The sequence below is a fragment of the Mycobacterium sp. GA-1285 genome, from assembly GCF_001499905.1.
GTDB lineage: Bacteria > Actinomycetota > Actinomycetes > Mycobacteriales > Mycobacteriaceae > Mycobacterium.
In genome coordinates this window covers 53,623-70,282 of sequence record NZ_LQIS01000004.1, presented here as the reverse complement: position 1 = coordinate 70,282, position 16,660 = coordinate 53,623, and the positions used below count along the sequence as shown (strand labels likewise).

The following is a 16,660-nucleotide window of genomic DNA, read 5'->3' as shown; positions in this document are numbered from 1 at the left end:
GGCGACCGGCAGCCCGTACTGCCGGACCTGGAGAGGTCCCAAAACCCCCAGTTCCACCTGTTGAAGCGTAGTCACATTGCCATCGTCAAAAGGGCGATTCAACATGCGGTCAAGAACCGGTAAAGAACCGTTGAGCTGGGTTTTTGCGCTGGCAATGAAAGGCGGGCCTGTGGTGTGGCAGGCTCGGCTCGTGGCCCTGCCCGCGCCGGATCGCACGCTGCCCCACCTCGCTGATGTCGTGCCGTCGGTTCTGTCGGCGATGGGCGCAGCCGGCTTCCACAACTCCCTTGAACTACCAGGTGACCTCGCCGGGGCCTGTGTCCTGCTGATCGACGGCTTGGGTGCCGAACTTCTCGACCGGTACGCCACCGATGCGCCAACGATGGCGTCGCTGCGGGGCAGGACTTTGACGGTCGGATTTCCGTCCACCACCGCGGCGGGGTTGGCGGCGATCGGCACCGGCCACCGCTCCGGCGAGCACGGGATGGTCGGCTATTCGTTCCGAGTGCCCGACGCCGGCGTCATCAACGCCCTGCGATGGCGCCCGCACCCCTGGGGCCAGGACCTTCGTGGCACCGTCATCCCCGAACAGGTGCAACCGCTGCCCACCACCTTCGAGCGCGCCACCTCGGCCGGCGTCGCTGTCAACGTCATCTCCGGCGCCCAATTCACCGGCTCCGGCCTCACCCGCGCCGTGCTGCGCGGCGGGCGGTATGTGGGTGTCCATGCGCTCGGTGATCTCGCCGCCGCGGTGCAGACGACGCTGACAGGCGGCGGATTCTGCTACGGGTACCACGCCGAACTCGACATGCTGGGCCACCTGTACGGGCCGGGGTCGCCTCAATGGCGCATGCAATTGCGGCAGATCGACACACTCATCGAGTGCGTGGTCGAGGCGCTGCCGCCAGGCGGCCTACTGGCCGTGGTGGCCGACCACGGGATGGTCGAGGTCTCCCCGAGCGAGACGGTCGACGTCGACGCCACCCCCGCGCTGCTTGACGGTGTGGCGGCGATCGCCGGAGAGGCGCGGGCTCGGCACGTCTATATCGAGGACGATTCCCAGGACGATGTGCTCGCAGCATGGCGGGCCGTGCTGGGTGATCGGGCGTGGGTGCTCTCGCGGGACGAAGCCATCGCAGCCGGCTGGTTCGGCCCGCAGGTCAGCGACGACGTTCGGCCCCGGATCGGCGATGTCGTGGCCGCCGCCCGCGGCACTGCGGCGATCGTGCGGCGAAGCATCGAGCCGCTGGAATCTGCGCTGATCGGACACCACGGGTCACTCACCTTCGCTGAACAGACGGTTCCGTTGCTGTTGGCGTTCGGCTGAGCTGCTGTCGCGGCTCTCGTCGTGCTAGTCGGATCCACTGTCACTCAGCATGATTCGCACATACATCCCGTATCGCAGCAGCAATTCGGTTGCTGCGCGGCCGAATTCGTCCAGTGGTAATCAACGTTGCTAAGAAGACTTCAAAAGCATGCTTCCACAACGCTATTCGTGAAGCACGTAATAGAACCGCCAGGCTGTGAACGTTGTCACAGAATTTGGTGGGCCTCTCCGCAGACTTGTAGCGTCCGACCGCGTGTTTGCCATTGCCACGCTTTTGACGCTTGTCAACCAGGTGTCCGGCACGCCGTACGTATCCGGCGGCGACTCCCCTGCCGGTACGGATTGCTCGGGCCTGGTGTCCTGGGTGACGAATGCAGCGACCGGTCGACCCGTCTACGGCGACCGGTTCAACACCGGAAACATCGAGCGCGCCCTGCTCGAGCGCGGGTTCCAGTACGGCACCCAGCCGGGTGCACTGGTGGTCGGCTGGAACAGCGGCCACACCGCGGCCACCCTGCCCGACGGCACGCCGGTCTCCTCCGGTGAGGGCGGCGGCGTGAAGATCGGCGGTGGTGGCGCCTACCAGGACCAGTTCACCAACCACATGTTCCTGCCGGTGCCGCCTGAGCAGCCCATGGCTCCCGGTGCGCCGTCCGCGCCGGTGGTGATGATGGCCGGCCATCAGCCCGCTCCGCCGGCCGATCCGTTCGCACCGCTGCCACCGGCTCCGATGCCTCCGGCCTGAGCGCGACCCGCGCCCGGATAGCCTCTGCGGCGTGATCGTGCTGCTTCCGCCCTCGGAGACCAAACGAGTCGGCGGTTCCGGGCCGCCCCTGCGGCCGGAGTCGCTCAGCTCGCCCGAGCTCGGGCCACTACGCGCCGAACTGCTCGACGAGCTGGTGGAACTGGCCGCCGACCGGCCGGCATGCCGGCGCGCCCTGGGGCTCTCCGTCTCGCAGGATGCCGAGATCGATCGCAACGCGCAGTTGCGTGTCGCGCCGACCATGCCGACGATCAGCCGCTACACCGGTGTGCTCTACGACGCCCTGGACGTCGGATCGCTGCGCGGAGCCGCGGCGTCGCGTGCACGGGCACGGCTGGCCGTTGGCTCCGCATTGTTCGGATTGCTGCGCGCCGACGATCCGATCCCGGCGTATCGGCTCTCGGCGACATCGAAGCTTCCCGGACAACCTTCACTGGCCACGCGATGGCGCCCCCTGCTTGAACCCGTGCTCGCCGGCTGGGCGGCCGACGACCTGGTCGTCGACCTCCGGTCCGGTCCATACGCCGGGCTCGGTCGGCTTCCCGACGCGGTCCGCGTGGACGTCGTCGCTGAGCATCCAAACGGGCGTCGCAGCGTAGTGACTCACTTCAACAAGGCGCACAAGGGCCGGCTCGCCCGCGTGTTGGCGAGCACGCGATCCGAACCGGCCGACGCGGCCGCGGTTGCCGCCGCAGCCCGGCGCGCGGGTATGCGGGTGGAACGCAGCGGAGACGACTTGACCGTCGTCGTCGCTTGAGCGCGCAGTCCGTCAGAATTTGACGACCACGTCGCTGGTGTAGAACTCCGCGGGATTCTGCGAGAACGGGTCCGGGCGCGTGATCCACACCCATGCTCCCGTCGCTCCCGGCTCGATGCTGTCCTGAACACTCACGCGGCCGTGGCCCACGCCGTCGATTTGGAGCACCCCCGCCGCAACACCGGGATCGCCGCCCAGGCATGGCGCGGACGACGGTCGGGGAACCTGGATGAGGCGGACGTCGTAGCGCATGTTCGGAATGGCGGTGTCCATCGTGACTTCCGCGGACAAGTTCGAGCCGGACGTGCGGACGACGCTTGTGGCCCGGGCATAACCGGTCGGCCCGTTGTAGTCGGTCTCGCTGAAATCGCATCGCCGCGAGATTTGGTTCATCGGAACGAAGGTCTCCCTTGCCGACGCGATGCCGGCGGTCAGTAACCCGAGGGGCGCCGCGGTCGCGAGCGCGGCGGCCAAGGCCATCAGTCGGATCGATCGGCGCATGTCTTCCTCCCCGTTCCTCATCCGCGGTGCTGTAGCCAAGTAATTGACCATCGTCGTTACGGTAAACCACCCGACAGCCGTGCCGGACCGGTTCGCCGGGTGTTCGGCGCGATGACGATCAGTCGCGGCACTCGACGACGTCGTAGGCGCCGTCCGCGTACCGCGCCCTGATCAACTTCTTGTCGAATTTGCCGACGCTGGTCTTGGGCACCTCGTCGATGAACGCCCAGCGCTCCGGTAACCAGAAGCGGGGGACGTTGTCGCTCAGATGTTTCCGCAATTCCTCCGGGGTGACGGACGCGTTGTCACCGAGGACAACCGCCGCCAGCGGCCGCTCCTGCCACCGGTCGTCCGGCACTGCGACGACCGCGGCCTCGTATACGGCCGGGTGGTCCATGATGCGCAGTTCCAACTCGACCGACGAGATCCACTCGCCTCCGGACTTGATCACGTCCTTGGCGCGGTCGGTCAGCGTGATGAAACCCTGGGGGTCGATCTTTCCGACGTCGCCGGTGCGCAGCCACCCGTCGTCGAACTTGGTCGGGTCGGCGTTGCGGTAGTACGACCCGGTTATCCACGGGCCGCGAATCTCGATCTCGCCCACAGCTTTCCCATCACTGGGCAGGACTGCGCCCTTGTCGTCGACGATGCGGATCTGCACGCCGCACATCACGCGTCCCGCGGCCGCCCGCAAGGTCCAGTGCTCGTCGCCCGTGACTTCCGGCGGTGGCGTCGCAATGGCCGCCAGCGGAGAGGTTTCCGTCATGCCCCAGCCCTGCCGGATCACCACGCCGAAACGCTCCTGGTACTCCTTCATCATCGCCAGCGGCACCGCCGACCCGCCGCAACAGACGGTCCGCAGCGACGAGATGTCCCTATCCGGGTTGGCGTGCAGATAGTTGAGCACGTCATTCCATATCGTCGGTACCGCCGCCGACACGGTCGGGCGGTGACGCTCGATCATGTCGACCAGCGGGGCGGCCTGCAGAAACCGGTCGGGCAGCAGCAGATCCGCGCCGGCCATCACCGACGCATACGGCTGACCCCACGCGTTGGCGTGGAACATCGGCACGACCGTCAACACGCGGTCACCGTCGACCAGGCCGATGCCGTTGGCGGAGCACACCGCCATCGAGTGCAGATACGCCGACCGGTGGCTGTAGACGACGCCTTTCGGATTGCCGGTCGTGCCGCTGGTGTAACACATTGCCGCGGCGCTTTTTTCGTCCAGATGTGGCCAGTCGTACTCGAGCGGTTGCTCGGCGATGAGATCGTCGTAGCGAATCACCGTGCGGTCCGCACCGGCGAGCTCGGAGATGTCGCCCTCCCCCACGACGACCACGGTGTGCACAGAAGTCAGTTGCGGCAGGATCGGTGCGAACAACGCGGCGAGCGACACATCCACGAGCACAACGGAATCCTCTGCCTGGTTGGCGATGAAGGCGACCTGCTCTCCACCCAGACGGATGTTGAGGGTGTGCAGTACCGCGCCCATGCACGGCGCGGCGAAGTACGCCTCGAGATGTTCCTGGTTGTTCCACATGAACGTGGCGACCCGCTGGCCCTCGGTGACGCCGAGCTCACGCAGCCCGTTGGCCAACTGGGCCACCCGGGTTCCGAGTTCGCCGTAGCTGATCTCGCGCGAACCGTCGGGCGTCGCGGTGATCACCTTGCGGCTGGAGTGCCACCCCGTACCGTGTTGCAGGATCGTGGTCAGGGTCAGCGGGAAGTCCTGCATCGTGCTGTCCATGGGCATCTCCCGGTGCGGCTGGCTCGATACCGACATGATGGTCCACGTCTCGGCGTTTCGACGGGGAACCGCGTATCGCGTCGTTGGCATCTGGGTCGGCTGAAACCACCGAGCGCCCGGACGGTCTGGCCTACCGTTGGTCGGGTGGAAACACACCCGGCAAAAGCCCCCGGCCTGGTAGCGGTCGAGGCACTGCGCTCAGGAGACCCTGTCGTCGATGTCAACGGTGGCGGTCAGCGTTACACGGTGTTGGAGGCCAAAGACCTCGGCGAGGGATGCGTCGTCCTCGAACTGGAGTCGAAGGCCCACGACGAACTGCGGGTGATCGAGATGACGTTCCCCGCCGGTTACCAGATGGAAGTATCGCCCCGCCGACTGCTGTAAACCGCCGCCGGCGTCACCTGAAGATGGGAGTACGCGTGCTGCGCGATATCCGCGAGTTGTCCGATTCGCCCGAGGAGTATGCAGAGGAACTGCGCAGGCGCTGGGGCGGACTGCTGAGCTATCGCTACATCGGTCGCAGTTACGCGCAGATGGACCTCGTCGAGGAGGACAACACCGTCACCGTGCGCCGCGATATGCGCGACGCCGCGGGTGGGCTGCTGTTCGCGGTCCTGGGCATCTCGGCGCCCGAGAGCGGGCACATGTCCGACCTGGAGGCGGTCCCGAACCCGGTCATCCACTCCTGCCAGATCCTCGACCCGGGCCGGGATGTCGGATGCTTCGAGGTGGTGTCCGAGGAATTGCGGGTCGGGCGCCAGATGGGCTACAGCCGCGCGAAGATCGTCGACGCCGACAACCCGGACCGGGTACTCGCCCTGATCGAGGGGCAGGGCGTCAGCATCGGCGTCCCACCCGAGGGGTTGGAACGAATGGAAGCCAATCCTCTCCACATCGTCGACTCGCCCGACCTGCCGCCGCTGTGGCAGGTGTTTGGTGGCCGCCGCCGACCCGACGGCCGCTGGGGGCTGCCGGAGCTATCGGCCGAGGTGGCGTCGCCCGACGCGGCGCTGCACGTCGGACCGCAGTTCGTCATCCTCGAGACCGCCGCCATCGAGGCCGCGGCCGCCGCCGCGGGAACCGACCGTCTGCACGGGGTGTCCTGCCACGTCATGTTCATGGCCCGCGGAAAGGTCGGCCCGTTCCGGGTGGACACCGAACCGGTGCGCGGCTCCGGCGGCACCGTCGCGGTGCGGGTGCTGATGCACGACGAGGGCGTCGACGACCGAGTCACCACCGCGGCGGCCTACGTATTTCGGGTGGTATAGCCGAAAGACCGTCGCGGCGTCATGAGACACTTCCGCCATGCTTGTCGCAATCGCCCGCCCCAAGCTCGAGGGCAACGTCGCTGTCGGTGAGGACCGCCGCATCGGATTCGCCGAGTTCGGCCACCCGCAAGGCCGCGCCGTCTTCTGGCTGCACGGCACCCCGGGGGCCCGTCGTCAGATCCCGATGGAGGCGCGCATCTTCGCCGAGAAGGCGAACATCCGCTTGATCGGCCTCGACCGGCCCGGCATCGGCTCCTCAACCCCGCATCGCTACGAGCGGGTCGGCGATTTCGCCCACGATCTCCGCACGATCGCCGACACGCTGGGCATCGACAAGATGGCCGTCGTGGGGCTGTCCGGTGGCGGACCGTACACGCTCGGGTGCGCGGCCGCGATGCCGGACCGCGTGGTTGTGGCGGGCGTGATCGGCGGGGTCGCCCCCACCGTCGGCCCCGACGCGATCCCCGGTGGGCTGATGGGCAACCTCGGCACGCGCGTCGCGCCGCTGCTGCAGTACGCGGGGATTCCGATCGGATTGGTGGCCTCGGCGCTGATCCGCCTCATCAAGCCGGTCGCTTCCCCGGTCGCCGATCTGTACGGCCGAGTGTCACCCGAGGCCGACCGCAGGCTGCTGGCCCGGCCGGAGATCAAAGCGATGTTCCTCGACGACCTCCTCAACGGCAGCCGCAAACAACTGGCCGCACCGTTCTCCGACATCGTCGTGTTCGCCCGCGACTGGGGCTTTCGGCTCGACGAGATCACGGTGCCGGTGCGGTGGTGGCACGGCGACGCCGATCACATCGTTCCGTTCAGGCATGGCGAGCACGTCGTCTCGAGGCTTCAGGACGCCGAGTTGTACCCGATGCCCGGGGAGAGCCACCTGGCCGGCCTGGGCCGCGCCGAGGAGATCTTGCAGACGACGATGAAGGTGTGGGACGAATACGAGAGCCAGCGCCCCTGACGGCGCGTCAGCTCAGCGCTTCAACCAGCCCGACACGGTCCCCAGATCCCGGGTGTAGGCCATCAGGATGTCGTCGTGGTACAGCGCGCCGCCGCTGATGGCGTCGTTCCCCCGCCAGATCACGTGGATACGCACCGGGCTGCGCGTGTAGTAGTCGGTACGGTCCGCGTCCCTGCGGTGCCATCCGGCCTCTACGGCGCGTTCGGACATCTCCTCGCGCGCATTCTCCGCCATCGGTACTCCTCCTGTGTCGGACCCGTACGTTAGCCGATCAGCATGGCAACGTTGCAGGAGGCTGCGGACGCGCATCAGTGCTCTGGTGCGGCGAACGTGACGACGAGGACGTCGCGGCGTGCCCGCCTGGAGGGATCGACTGGGCGGATGGGCGTCACACCGTGCAGGGTACGACGGTCGTCGCCGAGCAGGAGCGTGCCCGGCTGGCTCAATGTCGTCGACAACAGACGGCGGCCGTCGGCACCGATCACCGAACTCTCCCCACCCACGGCGTTGTCGCGTGCGACCAACAGGGAGGAAACCAGGATGACGCCGTCGCGGTGCACGCCTTCCGGGGTCGGCTCACCACCGTCGGACACCGAAGCGAGAACCCGAAACGGGGTGACCTTCACACTCCAGCGCGGCAGGTCCTCCAGCATCGTGGCCATCTCGCCGAGGTACCGCAGAAAGCGTTGCAGGACAGGATCGTTGACGAAGGAGGCGGTCAGGGGCTCGAAGTGGCGGCTGCGGTCGATATAAAGCGAGTTGGAGTCCTCGGGTTGGACGAACCCGTCGTGGCCGAGGAGTTCGATGGCGTCGTCCACCGGAGTGAACAGGAACCGCCCGTAGCGTCGCAGCCGACAGGTACCCAACTCGGCGGCATAAGGGTCGGCCACCAGATCGTCCCAATGCCTGTTGAACCGTTCCCACGCCTGCCGGTCAGTCCCCAAGCTCGCATCGAGCTCTGCCGGGGCCATCAAATAAGTCCCGTCGGTGATCAACCGGGGCCGAACTCGCGTCATCTCGTACCGGGGTTACCCCCGCCGACGTCGGATGAACGTCGGATGAACGACGCAACCCTCAGCTCAGGGCGCGGCGCAGCAGGTGCATCGCGACCGTGGTGGACCGTTCGCGGATGTCGGCTCGGTCACCGGGCATCCGCAGCGATCGTGTCACCACATTGCCGTCGGCCAGCTTCAGACTGAAACATACTGTGCCCACGGGCTTTTCGTCGGTGCCGCCGCCTGGCCCGGCGATCCCGGTGATCGCGATCGCGGTGTCGGCGCCGAACCGGCTAAGCGCCCCGTCGGCCATCGCCTCGGCGACGGGTTCGGACACCGCGCCATGCTGTTCGATCAGCGCGGGGTCCACGCCGAGCAGTTCGGATTTGGCGTCGTTCGCGTAGGCCACCACCGCGCCGACGACGTACGCCGACGACCCCGCGATGTCGGTCAACCGCGCGGCCAGCAGCCCGCCCGTGCACGACTCCGCCGTCGCGATGCGACGCCCGGTCAGCAACCGTGCGACCTGATCGTCGACGCGGGAGCCGTCCTCGGAGAACAGCGCATCGCCGTGCCGATCGCGCAGCAGCGCCATCAGCTCCGCGTATGTCTCGGCGGCCTCGGGCTCATAACGGGTGACGACCTCGAGTTCACCGCGGCGCAGGCAGGTGGTGATCTCGAGACGTGCGAAGCCGTCGATTCGGCGCTCGGCGTCGCGCAGGGTGTCGGCCAGACCGGACTCGGGAAGACCGAACATCCGCACCATCTCCTGGCGGTACACCGTGCGGTCGGCGATCGCGTTCTGCACCGCAGCGGTCTGCAACGCCAGCGGCCACATCGGCTGCAACTCGCGCGGTGGGCCGGGCAGCACGACGACCGTCGGCGCGCCGGGGACCACCACACCCGGCGCGGTACCCACCGGATCGATGACTTCGGCGCCCTCGGGGATCAGCGCCTGCTTACGGTTGGCCGCCCGGATCGCCTCGGCGTCGACATCCGGGAAGCGTGCCATCAGCCGCGACACGATGCCGGCGATCGTCTCCTCGAGCCGGTTGTCCAACACCAACTTTCGGCCGCTGAACCGTGCCACGGTCTCGACGGTCATATCGTCGGCGGTGGGTCCGAGGCCGCCGGTGGTGATGATGAGGTCCACCCCCTCGCCGGCCAGGAAGCGCAGCTGCGCCTCGATGTCGCCGGGCCGGTCACCGCACATCGTGATGTGTGCCAGTTCGACACCCAACTCCAGCAGTCGGTCGGCGAGCCAGGGTCCGTTGAGGTCTTGTACCCGCCCGGTGAGGACTTCCGTACCGGTGACGACGATGCCCGCGCGTGCGCTCACGAGCTACGACATTACGCACCCGACACGGTGGCGATGCACGACGGTAATGTCGTTACCCATGACGGCACCCAAGTCGCTTCGCGAGTTGTTCGACCAACTCGGCCTGACGGAGGTGCCGTCGCCCGAGGGCACCGTGACGATGGAGATGCCCGTCGACGAGCGCACCACCAACACCGCCGGCGGCTTGCAGGGCGGCTTGGTCGCGACGATGGCCGACGTGACCGCGGGACAACTCGCCGCGCGGGCCACCCCGTTCGGCCATGCCATCGCCACCACGGATCTGTTCATCCGCTATCTGCGGCCCATCAAGATCGGGCCCGCCAGGGCCGTCGCGCGGATCCTGCGGACGGGGAAACGCTCCGTGGTCGTCCAAGTCGACATCTACCGCGGCAACGACGACGAGGTCGGAGCGACGGCCACGGTGAACTTCGCCGCCGTCGACTGACTTCGCTACTTGTGCGGGACGTCGTTGGTGAGCCCGCCGTCCATGACGTACTCCGCCCCGGTCGAGTATCGGGACTCGTCACTGGCCAGGAACACGATGAACGTCGCGACCTCGTCGGGCTGACCGGGTCGGCCCAGCGGGATCCGCAGCATGTTGTCCGGGAAGTGTTTGGTCATCGGCGTGCGGATGAAGCCCGGGTGCACCGAGTTGACCCGGATATTGTGCGGGCCGAGTTCCAGGGCCGCCGACTTGGTCAAGCCACGCACCGCCCATTTCGAGGCGACGTAGGGGTGCACCATCACCGCGCCGCGCAGGCCCTCGATCGAGGAGATGTTGATGATCGATCCGCCGCCCGCGGTCTTCATCGCCTCGACCGAATGCTGCATGCCGAGGAAGGTGCCGGTGAGGTTGACGTCGATGACCTTCTGCCACTTCGCCATATCGAACTGGCCGATCTGCCCGAGCGCGACCGTGCCCGCGTTGTTCACCAACACGTTGAGCTTGCCGAATTCATTCACCGCCGTGGCGACGGCCGCCTCCCACTGGTCGGCCTGGGTGACGTCGAGGTGAACGTAGCGCGCGGCTTCACCGATCTCGTCGGCCAGCGCCTTGCCTTCCTCGTCGAGAATGTCGCCGATCACCACCTTGGCGCCCTCGGCGACCAGTGCGCGTGCGTCGGCGGCCCCCATACCCCGAGCGCCGCCACTGATGAGTGCCACCTTGTCGTCCACACGTCCCATGGGGCGTCAGGCTACCGCACCCGAGAGAACTAGAACCTGTTCCAATTTCGTCGGCCGGCCCGCATACTGCTCGCTATGGCTATTCGGGTGGCGCTCATCGGAACCGGCAACTGCGGCAGCCTCGCACTGAAACAACTCATCAACGACGCGCGGTTCGAGCTCATCGGGGTGTGGGTCTCGTCGGAGGCCAAGGTGGGCAAAGACGCCGGCGAGCTGGCGGGCCTCGACGTCACCACCGGGGTGACCGCGGTCGGTGATCTCGACGCGATCATCGCGGCCGCACCGGAGTGCGTTGTCTACTGCGCGATGGGCGACACCCGGCTGCCCGACGCGATGGCCGACGTTCGCAGGATCCTCGCGGCGGGCATCGACGTCGTCGGCTCCGGTCTCGGCGTGTTGCAGTACCCGTGGCAGGTGATCCCCGACAAGTACATCCAACGTGTCGAAGAGGCTGCGCGGGAAGGCAATTCGACGGTCTTCATGACCGGTGTCGATCCGGGCTTCGTGACCGACCTGCTCCCCTTCGCGCTCGCCGGGACATGTCAGAGCATCGAACAGGTCCGCACGATGGAGATCGCCGACTACGCGAGCTACGACGGCGCCACCGTCATGTTCGACGTGATGGGGTTCGGCAACCAGATCGGGGACCTGCCCATGCTGTATCAGCCGGGCGTGCTGAGCATTGCCTGGGGTACCGCGATCCGGCAGCTCGCCGCGGGCCTCGGCATCGAGGTCGACGAAATCCGCGACTGCGTCGAACAGGAACCGGCGCCCGAGGACTTCGACGTCGCGGTCGGCACGATCAAGAAGGGCACTGTGGCGGCGGTGCGCTTCCAGATCGAAGGCATGGTCGGAGACCGGCCGGTGATCGTCGTCGAGCACGTCACCCGGTTGCGCGGCGACTTACGACCGGACTGGGCCCAGCCCGCACAACCGGGCGGTTCATACCGCGTCGAGATCACCGGCGAACCGTCCTACGTCATGGACATCTGCCCGACCAGTCGCAACGGCGACCACAACTACGCCGCGATCTTGGCCGCCGCCGGCCGCATCGTCAACGCGATCCCCGATGTGGTCGCGGCCGCGCCGGGCATCCGGACCACTCTCGACATGCCGCTCGTGACGGGCAAGGGGTTGTACGCGGCTCAGTAAGCTGAACGCGTTATGAGCCTGCAGCCGACGGTACCCAACCCCGTGGACGCTGTAGCCGAAGTGGCCGCGAGCCCGCAGGATCCCCGCGTCGGCGCGTTCTTCGACCTCGACGGCACGCTGGTCGACGGGTTCACCGCCACCGCGCACGCGGCCGACCGCATCCGACGCAGGCAGGCGCGCATCGGTGAAGTGCTCGGGGTGGTCGAAGCGTCGCTGCGATACCGGTTGGGCCGCATGCAATTCGAGCGGCTTCTCACCCGCGCGGCGGGTTATCTGCGCGGTGAGTCCCTCGCCGATCTGGACCGACTCGGCGAGCGGCTCTTCGTCGAGCGGGTGGCGGCGCGCGTGTTCCCCTACATGCACGAGATCGTCCAGGCGCACCAGCAGCGCGGTCACACCGTCGTGCTCAGCAGTTCGGCGCTGACCATCCACGCCGAACCCGTCGCCCGGTTCACCGGGATCGACCACGTGCTCTGCAACCACTTCGAGGTCGACGAAGCGGGGCTACTCACCGGCCGGATCACCAAGCCCGTCATCTGGGGAGCCAACAAGTCGACCGCGGTGCAGCGTTTCTGCGAGGCCAATGACGTTGAGCTGCAACGTAGTTACTTCTACGCCGACGGCGACGAGGACGTCGCGTTGATGGCACTGGTCGGCAATCCGCGGCCGGTGAACCCCCGTCCAGGACTGGCCGCGACGGCGGCCGAGCACGGGTGGCCGGTGCTGCAGGTCGAGGGGTCGAGCAACCGCAGGCGGGCGTCGTTGCGACGGCTGATCGGATACGACTGACCGCGCGCCCCGAGCCTGCGGTTTCTGATGTAATTGGCCCGAATCCCGTCATAAAGCGAAGTCTCGGCGAAGGATTGGGCGTGACCGGAAAGTTCAACGATGTCGCCGCGGTCGTCGCCACCGGCGACTACGCCGCCGCCCGGTCGTGGTACAGCGATGTCATCGGCCGTGAGCCCGATCTCGAACCGATCGAGGGCGTCGCCGAGTGGCAGATCGCCGCGACCGCCTGGCTGCAGCTCATGGAGGATCATGCGCGGGCGGGCCGATCGGCGGTCCGCATCGGTGTCGACGACCTCGACGCGCAGATCGCCGAGTTGGCGGACCGGGGTATCGAAACCGGAGAGGTCGTCGTGATCGCCGACCTGGTGAGGGTCGTCGACGTCCTCGATCCGGACGGCAACGAGGTCTCTTTCGTACAGGACCTCGACGCGTACTAAACTAGAACACGTTCCAATTTGAGCGGCCGACCCAAGGAGCAGGCATGCGCACCCCGATCTGTAACGACCTCGGCATCGAGTATCCGATCTTCGCGTTCACCCACTGCCGGGACGTGGTCGTCGCGGTCAGCAAGGCCGGCGGTTTCGGTGTGCTCGGCGCCGTCGGCTACACCCCCGAACAGCTCGAGATCGAGCTCAAGTGGATCGACGAGAACATCGGCGACCACCCCTACGGCGTGGACATCGTGATCCCGAACAAGTACGAGGGCATGGACTCCGCCGATATGGACCCGGAGGTGCTCAAGAAGACGCTCAACGACCTCGTCCCGCAGGAGCACATCGACTTCGCCAAGAAGATCCTCGCCGATCACGGCGTGCCGGTCGAGCACAGCGACGACGACGCGTTGCAACTTCTCGGTTGGACCGAAGCCACCGCCACCCCGCAGGTCGAGGTCGCGCTGCAGCATCCCAAGTGCACGCTGATCGCCAACGCGCTCGGCACTCCCCCCGCCGACATGATCAAGCACATCCACGAGGAAGGCCGTAAGGTCGCCGCGCTGTGCGGGTCGCCGTCCCAGGCGCGCAAGCACGCCGACGCCGGCGTGGACATCATCATCGCCCAGGGCGGCGAGGCCGGCGGGCATTGCGGTGAGATCGGCTCGATCGTGTTGTGGCCGCAGGTCGTCAAGGAGGTCGCGCCGGTGCCGGTGCTGGCCGCGGGTGGCATCGGCAGCGGCCAGCAGATCGCGGCCGCGCTGGCGCTCGGCGCGCAAGGCGCCTGGACCGGTTCGCAGTGGGTGATGGTCGAAGAGTCGGAGAACACGCCGGTGCAGCACGCCGCGTACGTCAAGGCCACCAGCAAGGACACCGTGCGCAGCCGGTCGTTCACCGGCAAGCCGGCGCGGATGCTGCGCAACGAGTGGACCGAGGCGTGGGAGGATCCCAACAATCCCAAGCCACTCGGAATGCCGCTGCAGTACATGGTTTCCGGGATGGCGGTGGCCGCGACCCACAAGTACCCGAACGAGTCGGTCGACGTGGCGTTCAACCCGATCGGTCAGGTCGTCGGGCAGTTCACCAAGGTCGAGAAGACCGCGACGGTGATCGAACGCTGGGTGCAGGAATATCTGGAGGCGACCGGCAGACTCGACGAGATCAACGAGGCGGCCTCGGTCTGATCCGGCGGCGGTGTAGTCGGTCGCCGTGATCGCCACGGACTACACCGGAATCACTCGGTGCGCACTCGCTGCGCGGATCGAGTGTGCCGCTAGGGAGCCGGCGCAGCGGCGGGGGCCGGCGCAGCGGCGGGAGCGGCGGGGGCCGGCGGAGCGGGCGGCGGCGCGGGCTCCGGACCGGGCGGCGCGAGCGGAACATTCGGTGCCGGAGCCTGATTCGGATAGGGCGTGTTCATACCGCGCTGCGCAAGCCCCATGATCAAGGCTTCCTTACCGCTGATCTCCTGGCTCTGTACGGCGTGCCACAAATCCTTCAGGTAGCTGATGTTCGGGCTCTCGTTACCCCTGCCGGTCGGGTCCAGCTTGGTACCCGGCGGCAGCGTCTCCGGGCTCGCGAGATGTGGCACGGGCCCGGGTTGAGCGGCCGGTGCTTCGGCGGGGGGTGGCGCCGCGGGCACAGGGTGCGTCAACGCCAACGGACCAGGTGCGGATGCGGGTGCCACCAGCGGGGCGGGCGCCGGCGCAGCGGCTGCCAGAACCGGTGCGCTGTCGGGCGGTGGCGGTGGCGGAGGAACCGGAGAGGCGGGTTCGGCGAAAGCCTGCGGCGCGGCCGTCATTGCCAGCGCCGCGGTCAGCCCCGCGCCCAGCAGTGAAAGGTTCTTCGGGTTGATGACGATCCTCACCGCTGCCCCCTTCCCGGGTTACCGCTCGGGACCGGATCACCGGCCCGTCGACGGCGTCTCTTCTGGTTCGAACAGTGTCGCAGAATTGTTACAGGAGTGCTCGTCGTGACGAAGAGGTCAAATACCGCGACACAGAGAACACGTTCCACTTCCCTTTTCGTCGGACTTTCCCGAACCCGACTCACCCGGCCCTATCAGTGGTGTAGCAATGCGGAGGGGGCACTAGACGACGTCACCGAGGGATGCATCATGCCGACTCCGAACCTTCCACCCGGATTCGATTTCACCGACCCAGACATCTACACCGAACGCCTACCGGTCGAGGAACTCGCCGAGTTGCGCAAGGTGGCGCCGATCTGGTGGAACGAGCAGACGAAGGGTAATCGTGCCTTCGGTGACGACGGCTTCTGGGTGGTCACCCGGCACAAGGACGTCAAGGAGATTTCGAGGCGCAGCGACATCTTCTCCAGCAACAAGAAGACCGCGCTGCCGCGCTACCGCGACGACGCCGATCCGGAATCGATCGAGGGCGGCAAGGTGGTTCTGCTCAACCAGGACGCCCCGCATCACACGCATCTACGCAAGATCATCTCGAGGGCCTTCACTCCGCGCGCGATCGAATCACTGCGCGCCGAGCTCCGCGAGCGCGCGGCCGAAATCGTCAAGACGGCCGCCGCCGACGGCTCTGGTGATTTTGTCGAGCAGGTGTCGGCTGAGCTTCCGCTGCAGGCCATCGCGGGGCTGATGGGCGTCCCGCAGGAAGACCGGATGAAGCTGTTCCACTGGTCGAATCAGTTGGTGGGCGACCAGGATCCGGAGTACGCCCGCAACGACCCGACCGCCGCCTCGGTCGAGTTGATCATGTACGGCATGCAGATGGCCGCAGAGCGCAGCAAGGAGCCGGGCGACGATCTGGTCACCAAGCTCGTGCAAGCCGACGTGGAGGGGCACAAGCTCACCGACGACGAGTTCGGCTATTTCGTGATCCTGCTCGCGGTCGCGGGCAACGAGACCACGCGGAACTCGATCACGCAGGGCATGATGGCGTTCACCGAATACCCGGACCAGTGGGACCTTTTCAAGCGGGAACGGCCCGTCACCGCCGCCGACGAGATCGTGCGCTGGGCCACCCCCGTGACGTCATTTCAGCGGACCGCGCTCGAGGACACCGAGCTGTCCGGCGTGAAGATCAAGAAGGGCGACCGGGTCGTCATGTTCTACCGGTCGGCCAACTTCGACGAAGAGGTCTTCGACGACCCCTACACGTTCAACATCCTGCGAGATCCCAACCCGCACGTCGGATTCGGCGGTACCGGCGCGCACTACTGCATCGGCGCGAATCTGGCCCGCATGACGATCGATCTGATCTTCAACGCGATAGCCGACGAGATGCCGAACCTGAGGCCTCTGGCTCCGCCCGAGCGACTTCGGTCCGGTTGGCTCAACGGCATCAAGCACTGGCGGGTCGACTACGTCGGCGCCGGCGGTCAGTAGTCGGGGGCGGGTCGCCGCCCCGTACCGAGTGCCGTGACGCGTTCCCCCGATCGGTGGACCCACTCCTCCACCGCAGGAGTGTCC

At 67.1% G+C, this 16,660-nt stretch carries 19 protein-coding genes; 12 read left to right on the top strand and 7 right to left on the bottom strand.

The genetic code is table 11. The features are described from left to right. The first annotated feature begins 190 nt into the window (after positions 1 to 190). From AU193_RS03875 to yaaA, 3 genes are all read left to right on the top strand, one after another. Positions 191 to 1,327, top strand: coding sequence for an alkaline phosphatase family protein (locus AU193_RS03875; protein WP_064421095.1), 1,137 nt, complete (start codon positions 191 to 193; stop codon positions 1,325 to 1,327). Positions 1,328 to 1,580: 253 nt separating this feature from the next. Beyond that, positions 1,581 to 2,072 carry an NlpC/P60 family protein gene (locus tag AU193_RS03870; protein ID WP_064421035.1) on the top strand — a complete coding sequence of 164 codons (492 nt, stop codon included), beginning with the start codon at positions 1,581 to 1,583 and terminating at the stop codon, positions 2,070 to 2,072. Positions 2,073 to 2,103: 31 nt separating this feature from the next. After that, the gene (gene yaaA, locus AU193_RS03865; protein ID WP_064421034.1) at positions 2,104 to 2,847 is read left to right on the top strand and encodes a peroxide stress protein YaaA; all 744 of its coding nucleotides are present in this window, start codon (positions 2,104 to 2,106) and stop codon (positions 2,845 to 2,847) included. A gap of 12 nt (positions 2,848 to 2,859) precedes the next feature. Here the strand turns inward: yaaA and AU193_RS03860 are convergent, their stop codons facing one another. Then, positions 2,860 to 3,369 carry a hypothetical protein gene (locus AU193_RS03860; RefSeq protein ID WP_064421033.1) on the bottom strand — a complete coding sequence of 170 codons (510 nt, stop codon included), beginning with the start codon at positions 3,367 to 3,369 and terminating at the stop codon, positions 2,860 to 2,862. A gap of 97 nt (positions 3,370 to 3,466) precedes the next feature. Beyond that, the gene (locus AU193_RS03855) at positions 3,467 to 5,098 is read right to left on the bottom strand and encodes a fatty acid--CoA ligase (protein ID WP_064421032.1); all 1,632 of its coding nucleotides are present in this window, start codon (positions 5,096 to 5,098) and stop codon (positions 3,467 to 3,469) included. Positions 5,099 to 5,242: 144 nt separating this feature from the next. Here AU193_RS03855 and AU193_RS03850 point away from each other — a divergent pair, with 144 nt between their 5' ends. From AU193_RS03850 to AU193_RS03840, 3 genes are read left to right on the top strand one after another with little or no spacing between them, the layout of a single operon-like run. Further along, the gene (locus tag AU193_RS03850; RefSeq protein WP_064421031.1) at positions 5,243 to 5,482 is read left to right on the top strand and encodes a hypothetical protein; all 240 of its coding nucleotides are present in this window, start codon (positions 5,243 to 5,245) and stop codon (positions 5,480 to 5,482) included. 35 nt (positions 5,483 to 5,517) lie between these two features. After that, the gene (locus AU193_RS03845; RefSeq protein WP_064421094.1) at positions 5,518 to 6,366 is read left to right on the top strand and encodes a hypothetical protein; all 849 of its coding nucleotides are present in this window, start codon (positions 5,518 to 5,520) and stop codon (positions 6,364 to 6,366) included. A gap of 37 nt (positions 6,367 to 6,403) precedes the next feature. Beyond that, positions 6,404 to 7,327 (top strand): alpha/beta fold hydrolase, encoded by a 924-nt coding sequence (locus tag AU193_RS03840; protein ID WP_064421030.1) that lies wholly within the window; start codon positions 6,404 to 6,406, stop codon positions 7,325 to 7,327. 12 nt (positions 7,328 to 7,339) lie between these two features. Here the strand turns inward: AU193_RS03840 and AU193_RS03835 are convergent, their stop codons facing one another. The 3 genes from AU193_RS03835 to AU193_RS03825 form a co-directional block, all read right to left on the bottom strand. Further along, a complete protein-coding gene (locus AU193_RS03835; protein ID WP_064421029.1) occupies positions 7,340 to 7,561 on the bottom strand; it encodes a hypothetical protein in 222 nt (73 codons plus the stop codon). A 74-nt stretch (positions 7,562 to 7,635) separates the two neighbouring features. Continuing rightward, a complete protein-coding gene (locus tag AU193_RS03830) occupies positions 7,636 to 8,343 on the bottom strand; it encodes a 2OG-Fe dioxygenase family protein (RefSeq protein WP_064421028.1) in 708 nt (235 codons plus the stop codon). A 58-nt stretch (positions 8,344 to 8,401) separates the two neighbouring features. Then, positions 8,402 to 9,661 (bottom strand): competence/damage-inducible protein A, encoded by a 1,260-nt coding sequence (locus tag AU193_RS03825; protein WP_064421027.1) that lies wholly within the window; start codon positions 9,659 to 9,661, stop codon positions 8,402 to 8,404. 58 nt (positions 9,662 to 9,719) lie between these two features. Here AU193_RS03825 and AU193_RS03820 point away from each other — a divergent pair, with 58 nt between their 5' ends. Continuing rightward, on the top strand, positions 9,720 to 10,106 hold the full coding sequence (locus AU193_RS03820; protein WP_064421026.1) for a PaaI family thioesterase: 387 nt from the start codon (positions 9,720 to 9,722) through the stop codon (positions 10,104 to 10,106). 5 nt (positions 10,107 to 10,111) lie between these two features. Here the strand turns inward: AU193_RS03820 and AU193_RS03815 are convergent, their stop codons facing one another. Further along, positions 10,112 to 10,846, bottom strand: coding sequence for a glucose 1-dehydrogenase (locus AU193_RS03815; protein ID WP_064421025.1), 735 nt, complete (start codon positions 10,844 to 10,846; stop codon positions 10,112 to 10,114). Positions 10,847 to 10,921: 75 nt separating this feature from the next. Between AU193_RS03815 and AU193_RS03810 the strand changes: the two genes are divergently transcribed. The 4 genes from AU193_RS03810 to AU193_RS03795 all read left to right on the top strand — a co-directional run bounded on the left by AU193_RS03810 (position 10,922) and on the right by AU193_RS03795 (position 14,402). Further along, positions 10,922 to 11,998, top strand: coding sequence for a diacylglycerol kinase (locus AU193_RS03810; protein WP_064421024.1), 1,077 nt, complete (start codon positions 10,922 to 10,924; stop codon positions 11,996 to 11,998). Positions 11,999 to 12,010: 12 nt separating this feature from the next. Beyond that, positions 12,011 to 12,787: an HAD family phosphatase gene (locus AU193_RS03805; RefSeq protein WP_064421023.1), complete on the top strand. Its 777-nt coding sequence runs from the start codon at positions 12,011 to 12,013 to the stop codon at positions 12,785 to 12,787. Between the two features lie 80 nt (positions 12,788 to 12,867). Beyond that, positions 12,868 to 13,224: a VOC family protein gene (locus tag AU193_RS03800; protein WP_253867599.1), complete on the top strand. Its 357-nt coding sequence runs from the start codon at positions 12,868 to 12,870 to the stop codon at positions 13,222 to 13,224. Positions 13,225 to 13,268: 44 nt separating this feature from the next. Then, positions 13,269 to 14,402, top strand: a complete 1,134-nt coding sequence (locus tag AU193_RS03795; protein ID WP_064421021.1) for a nitronate monooxygenase — start codon at positions 13,269 to 13,271, stop codon at positions 14,400 to 14,402. A gap of 89 nt (positions 14,403 to 14,491) precedes the next feature. Here the strand turns inward: AU193_RS03795 and AU193_RS23030 are convergent, their stop codons facing one another. Beyond that, positions 14,492 to 15,082, bottom strand: coding sequence for a hypothetical protein (locus tag AU193_RS23030; RefSeq protein WP_156425103.1), 591 nt, complete (start codon positions 15,080 to 15,082; stop codon positions 14,492 to 14,494). 249 nt (positions 15,083 to 15,331) lie between these two features. Here AU193_RS23030 and AU193_RS03785 point away from each other — a divergent pair, with 249 nt between their 5' ends. Further along, positions 15,332 to 16,576, top strand: coding sequence for a cytochrome P450 (locus tag AU193_RS03785; protein ID WP_064421020.1), 1,245 nt, complete (start codon positions 15,332 to 15,334; stop codon positions 16,574 to 16,576). Positions 16,577 to 16,660 lie beyond the last annotated feature (84 nt).

Bases quoted from the DNA above. Each gene is read 5' to 3' on its own strand.
- AU193_RS03860 (WP_064421033.1), bottom strand. From the start codon at position 3,369: ATGAGGAACGGGGAGGAAGACATGCGCCGATCGATCCGACTGATGGCC.
- AU193_RS03810 (WP_064421024.1), top strand. From the start codon at position 10,922: ATGGCTATTCGGGTGGCGCTCATCGGAACCGGCAACTGCGGCAGCCTC.
- AU193_RS03855 (WP_064421032.1), bottom strand. From the start codon at position 5,098: ATGGACAGCACGATGCAGGACTTCCCGCTGACCCTGACCACGATCCTG.
- AU193_RS03795 (WP_064421021.1), top strand. From the start codon at position 13,269: ATGCGCACCCCGATCTGTAACGACCTCGGCATCGAGTATCCGATCTTC.
- AU193_RS03830 (WP_064421028.1), bottom strand. From the start codon at position 8,343: ATGACGCGAGTTCGGCCCCGGTTGATCACCGACGGGACTTATTTGATG.
- AU193_RS03820 (WP_064421026.1), top strand. From the start codon at position 9,720: ATGACGGCACCCAAGTCGCTTCGCGAGTTGTTCGACCAACTCGGCCTG.
- AU193_RS03785 (WP_064421020.1), top strand. From the start codon at position 15,332: ATGCCGACTCCGAACCTTCCACCCGGATTCGATTTCACCGACCCAGAC.
- AU193_RS03835 (WP_064421029.1), bottom strand. From the start codon at position 7,561: ATGGCGGAGAATGCGCGCGAGGAGATGTCCGAACGCGCCGTAGAGGCC.
- AU193_RS03840 (WP_064421030.1), top strand. From the start codon at position 6,404: ATGCTTGTCGCAATCGCCCGCCCCAAGCTCGAGGGCAACGTCGCTGTC.
- AU193_RS03815 (WP_064421025.1), bottom strand. From the start codon at position 10,846: ATGGGACGTGTGGACGACAAGGTGGCACTCATCAGTGGCGGCGCTCGG.
- AU193_RS03805 (WP_064421023.1), top strand. From the start codon at position 12,011: ATGAGCCTGCAGCCGACGGTACCCAACCCCGTGGACGCTGTAGCCGAA.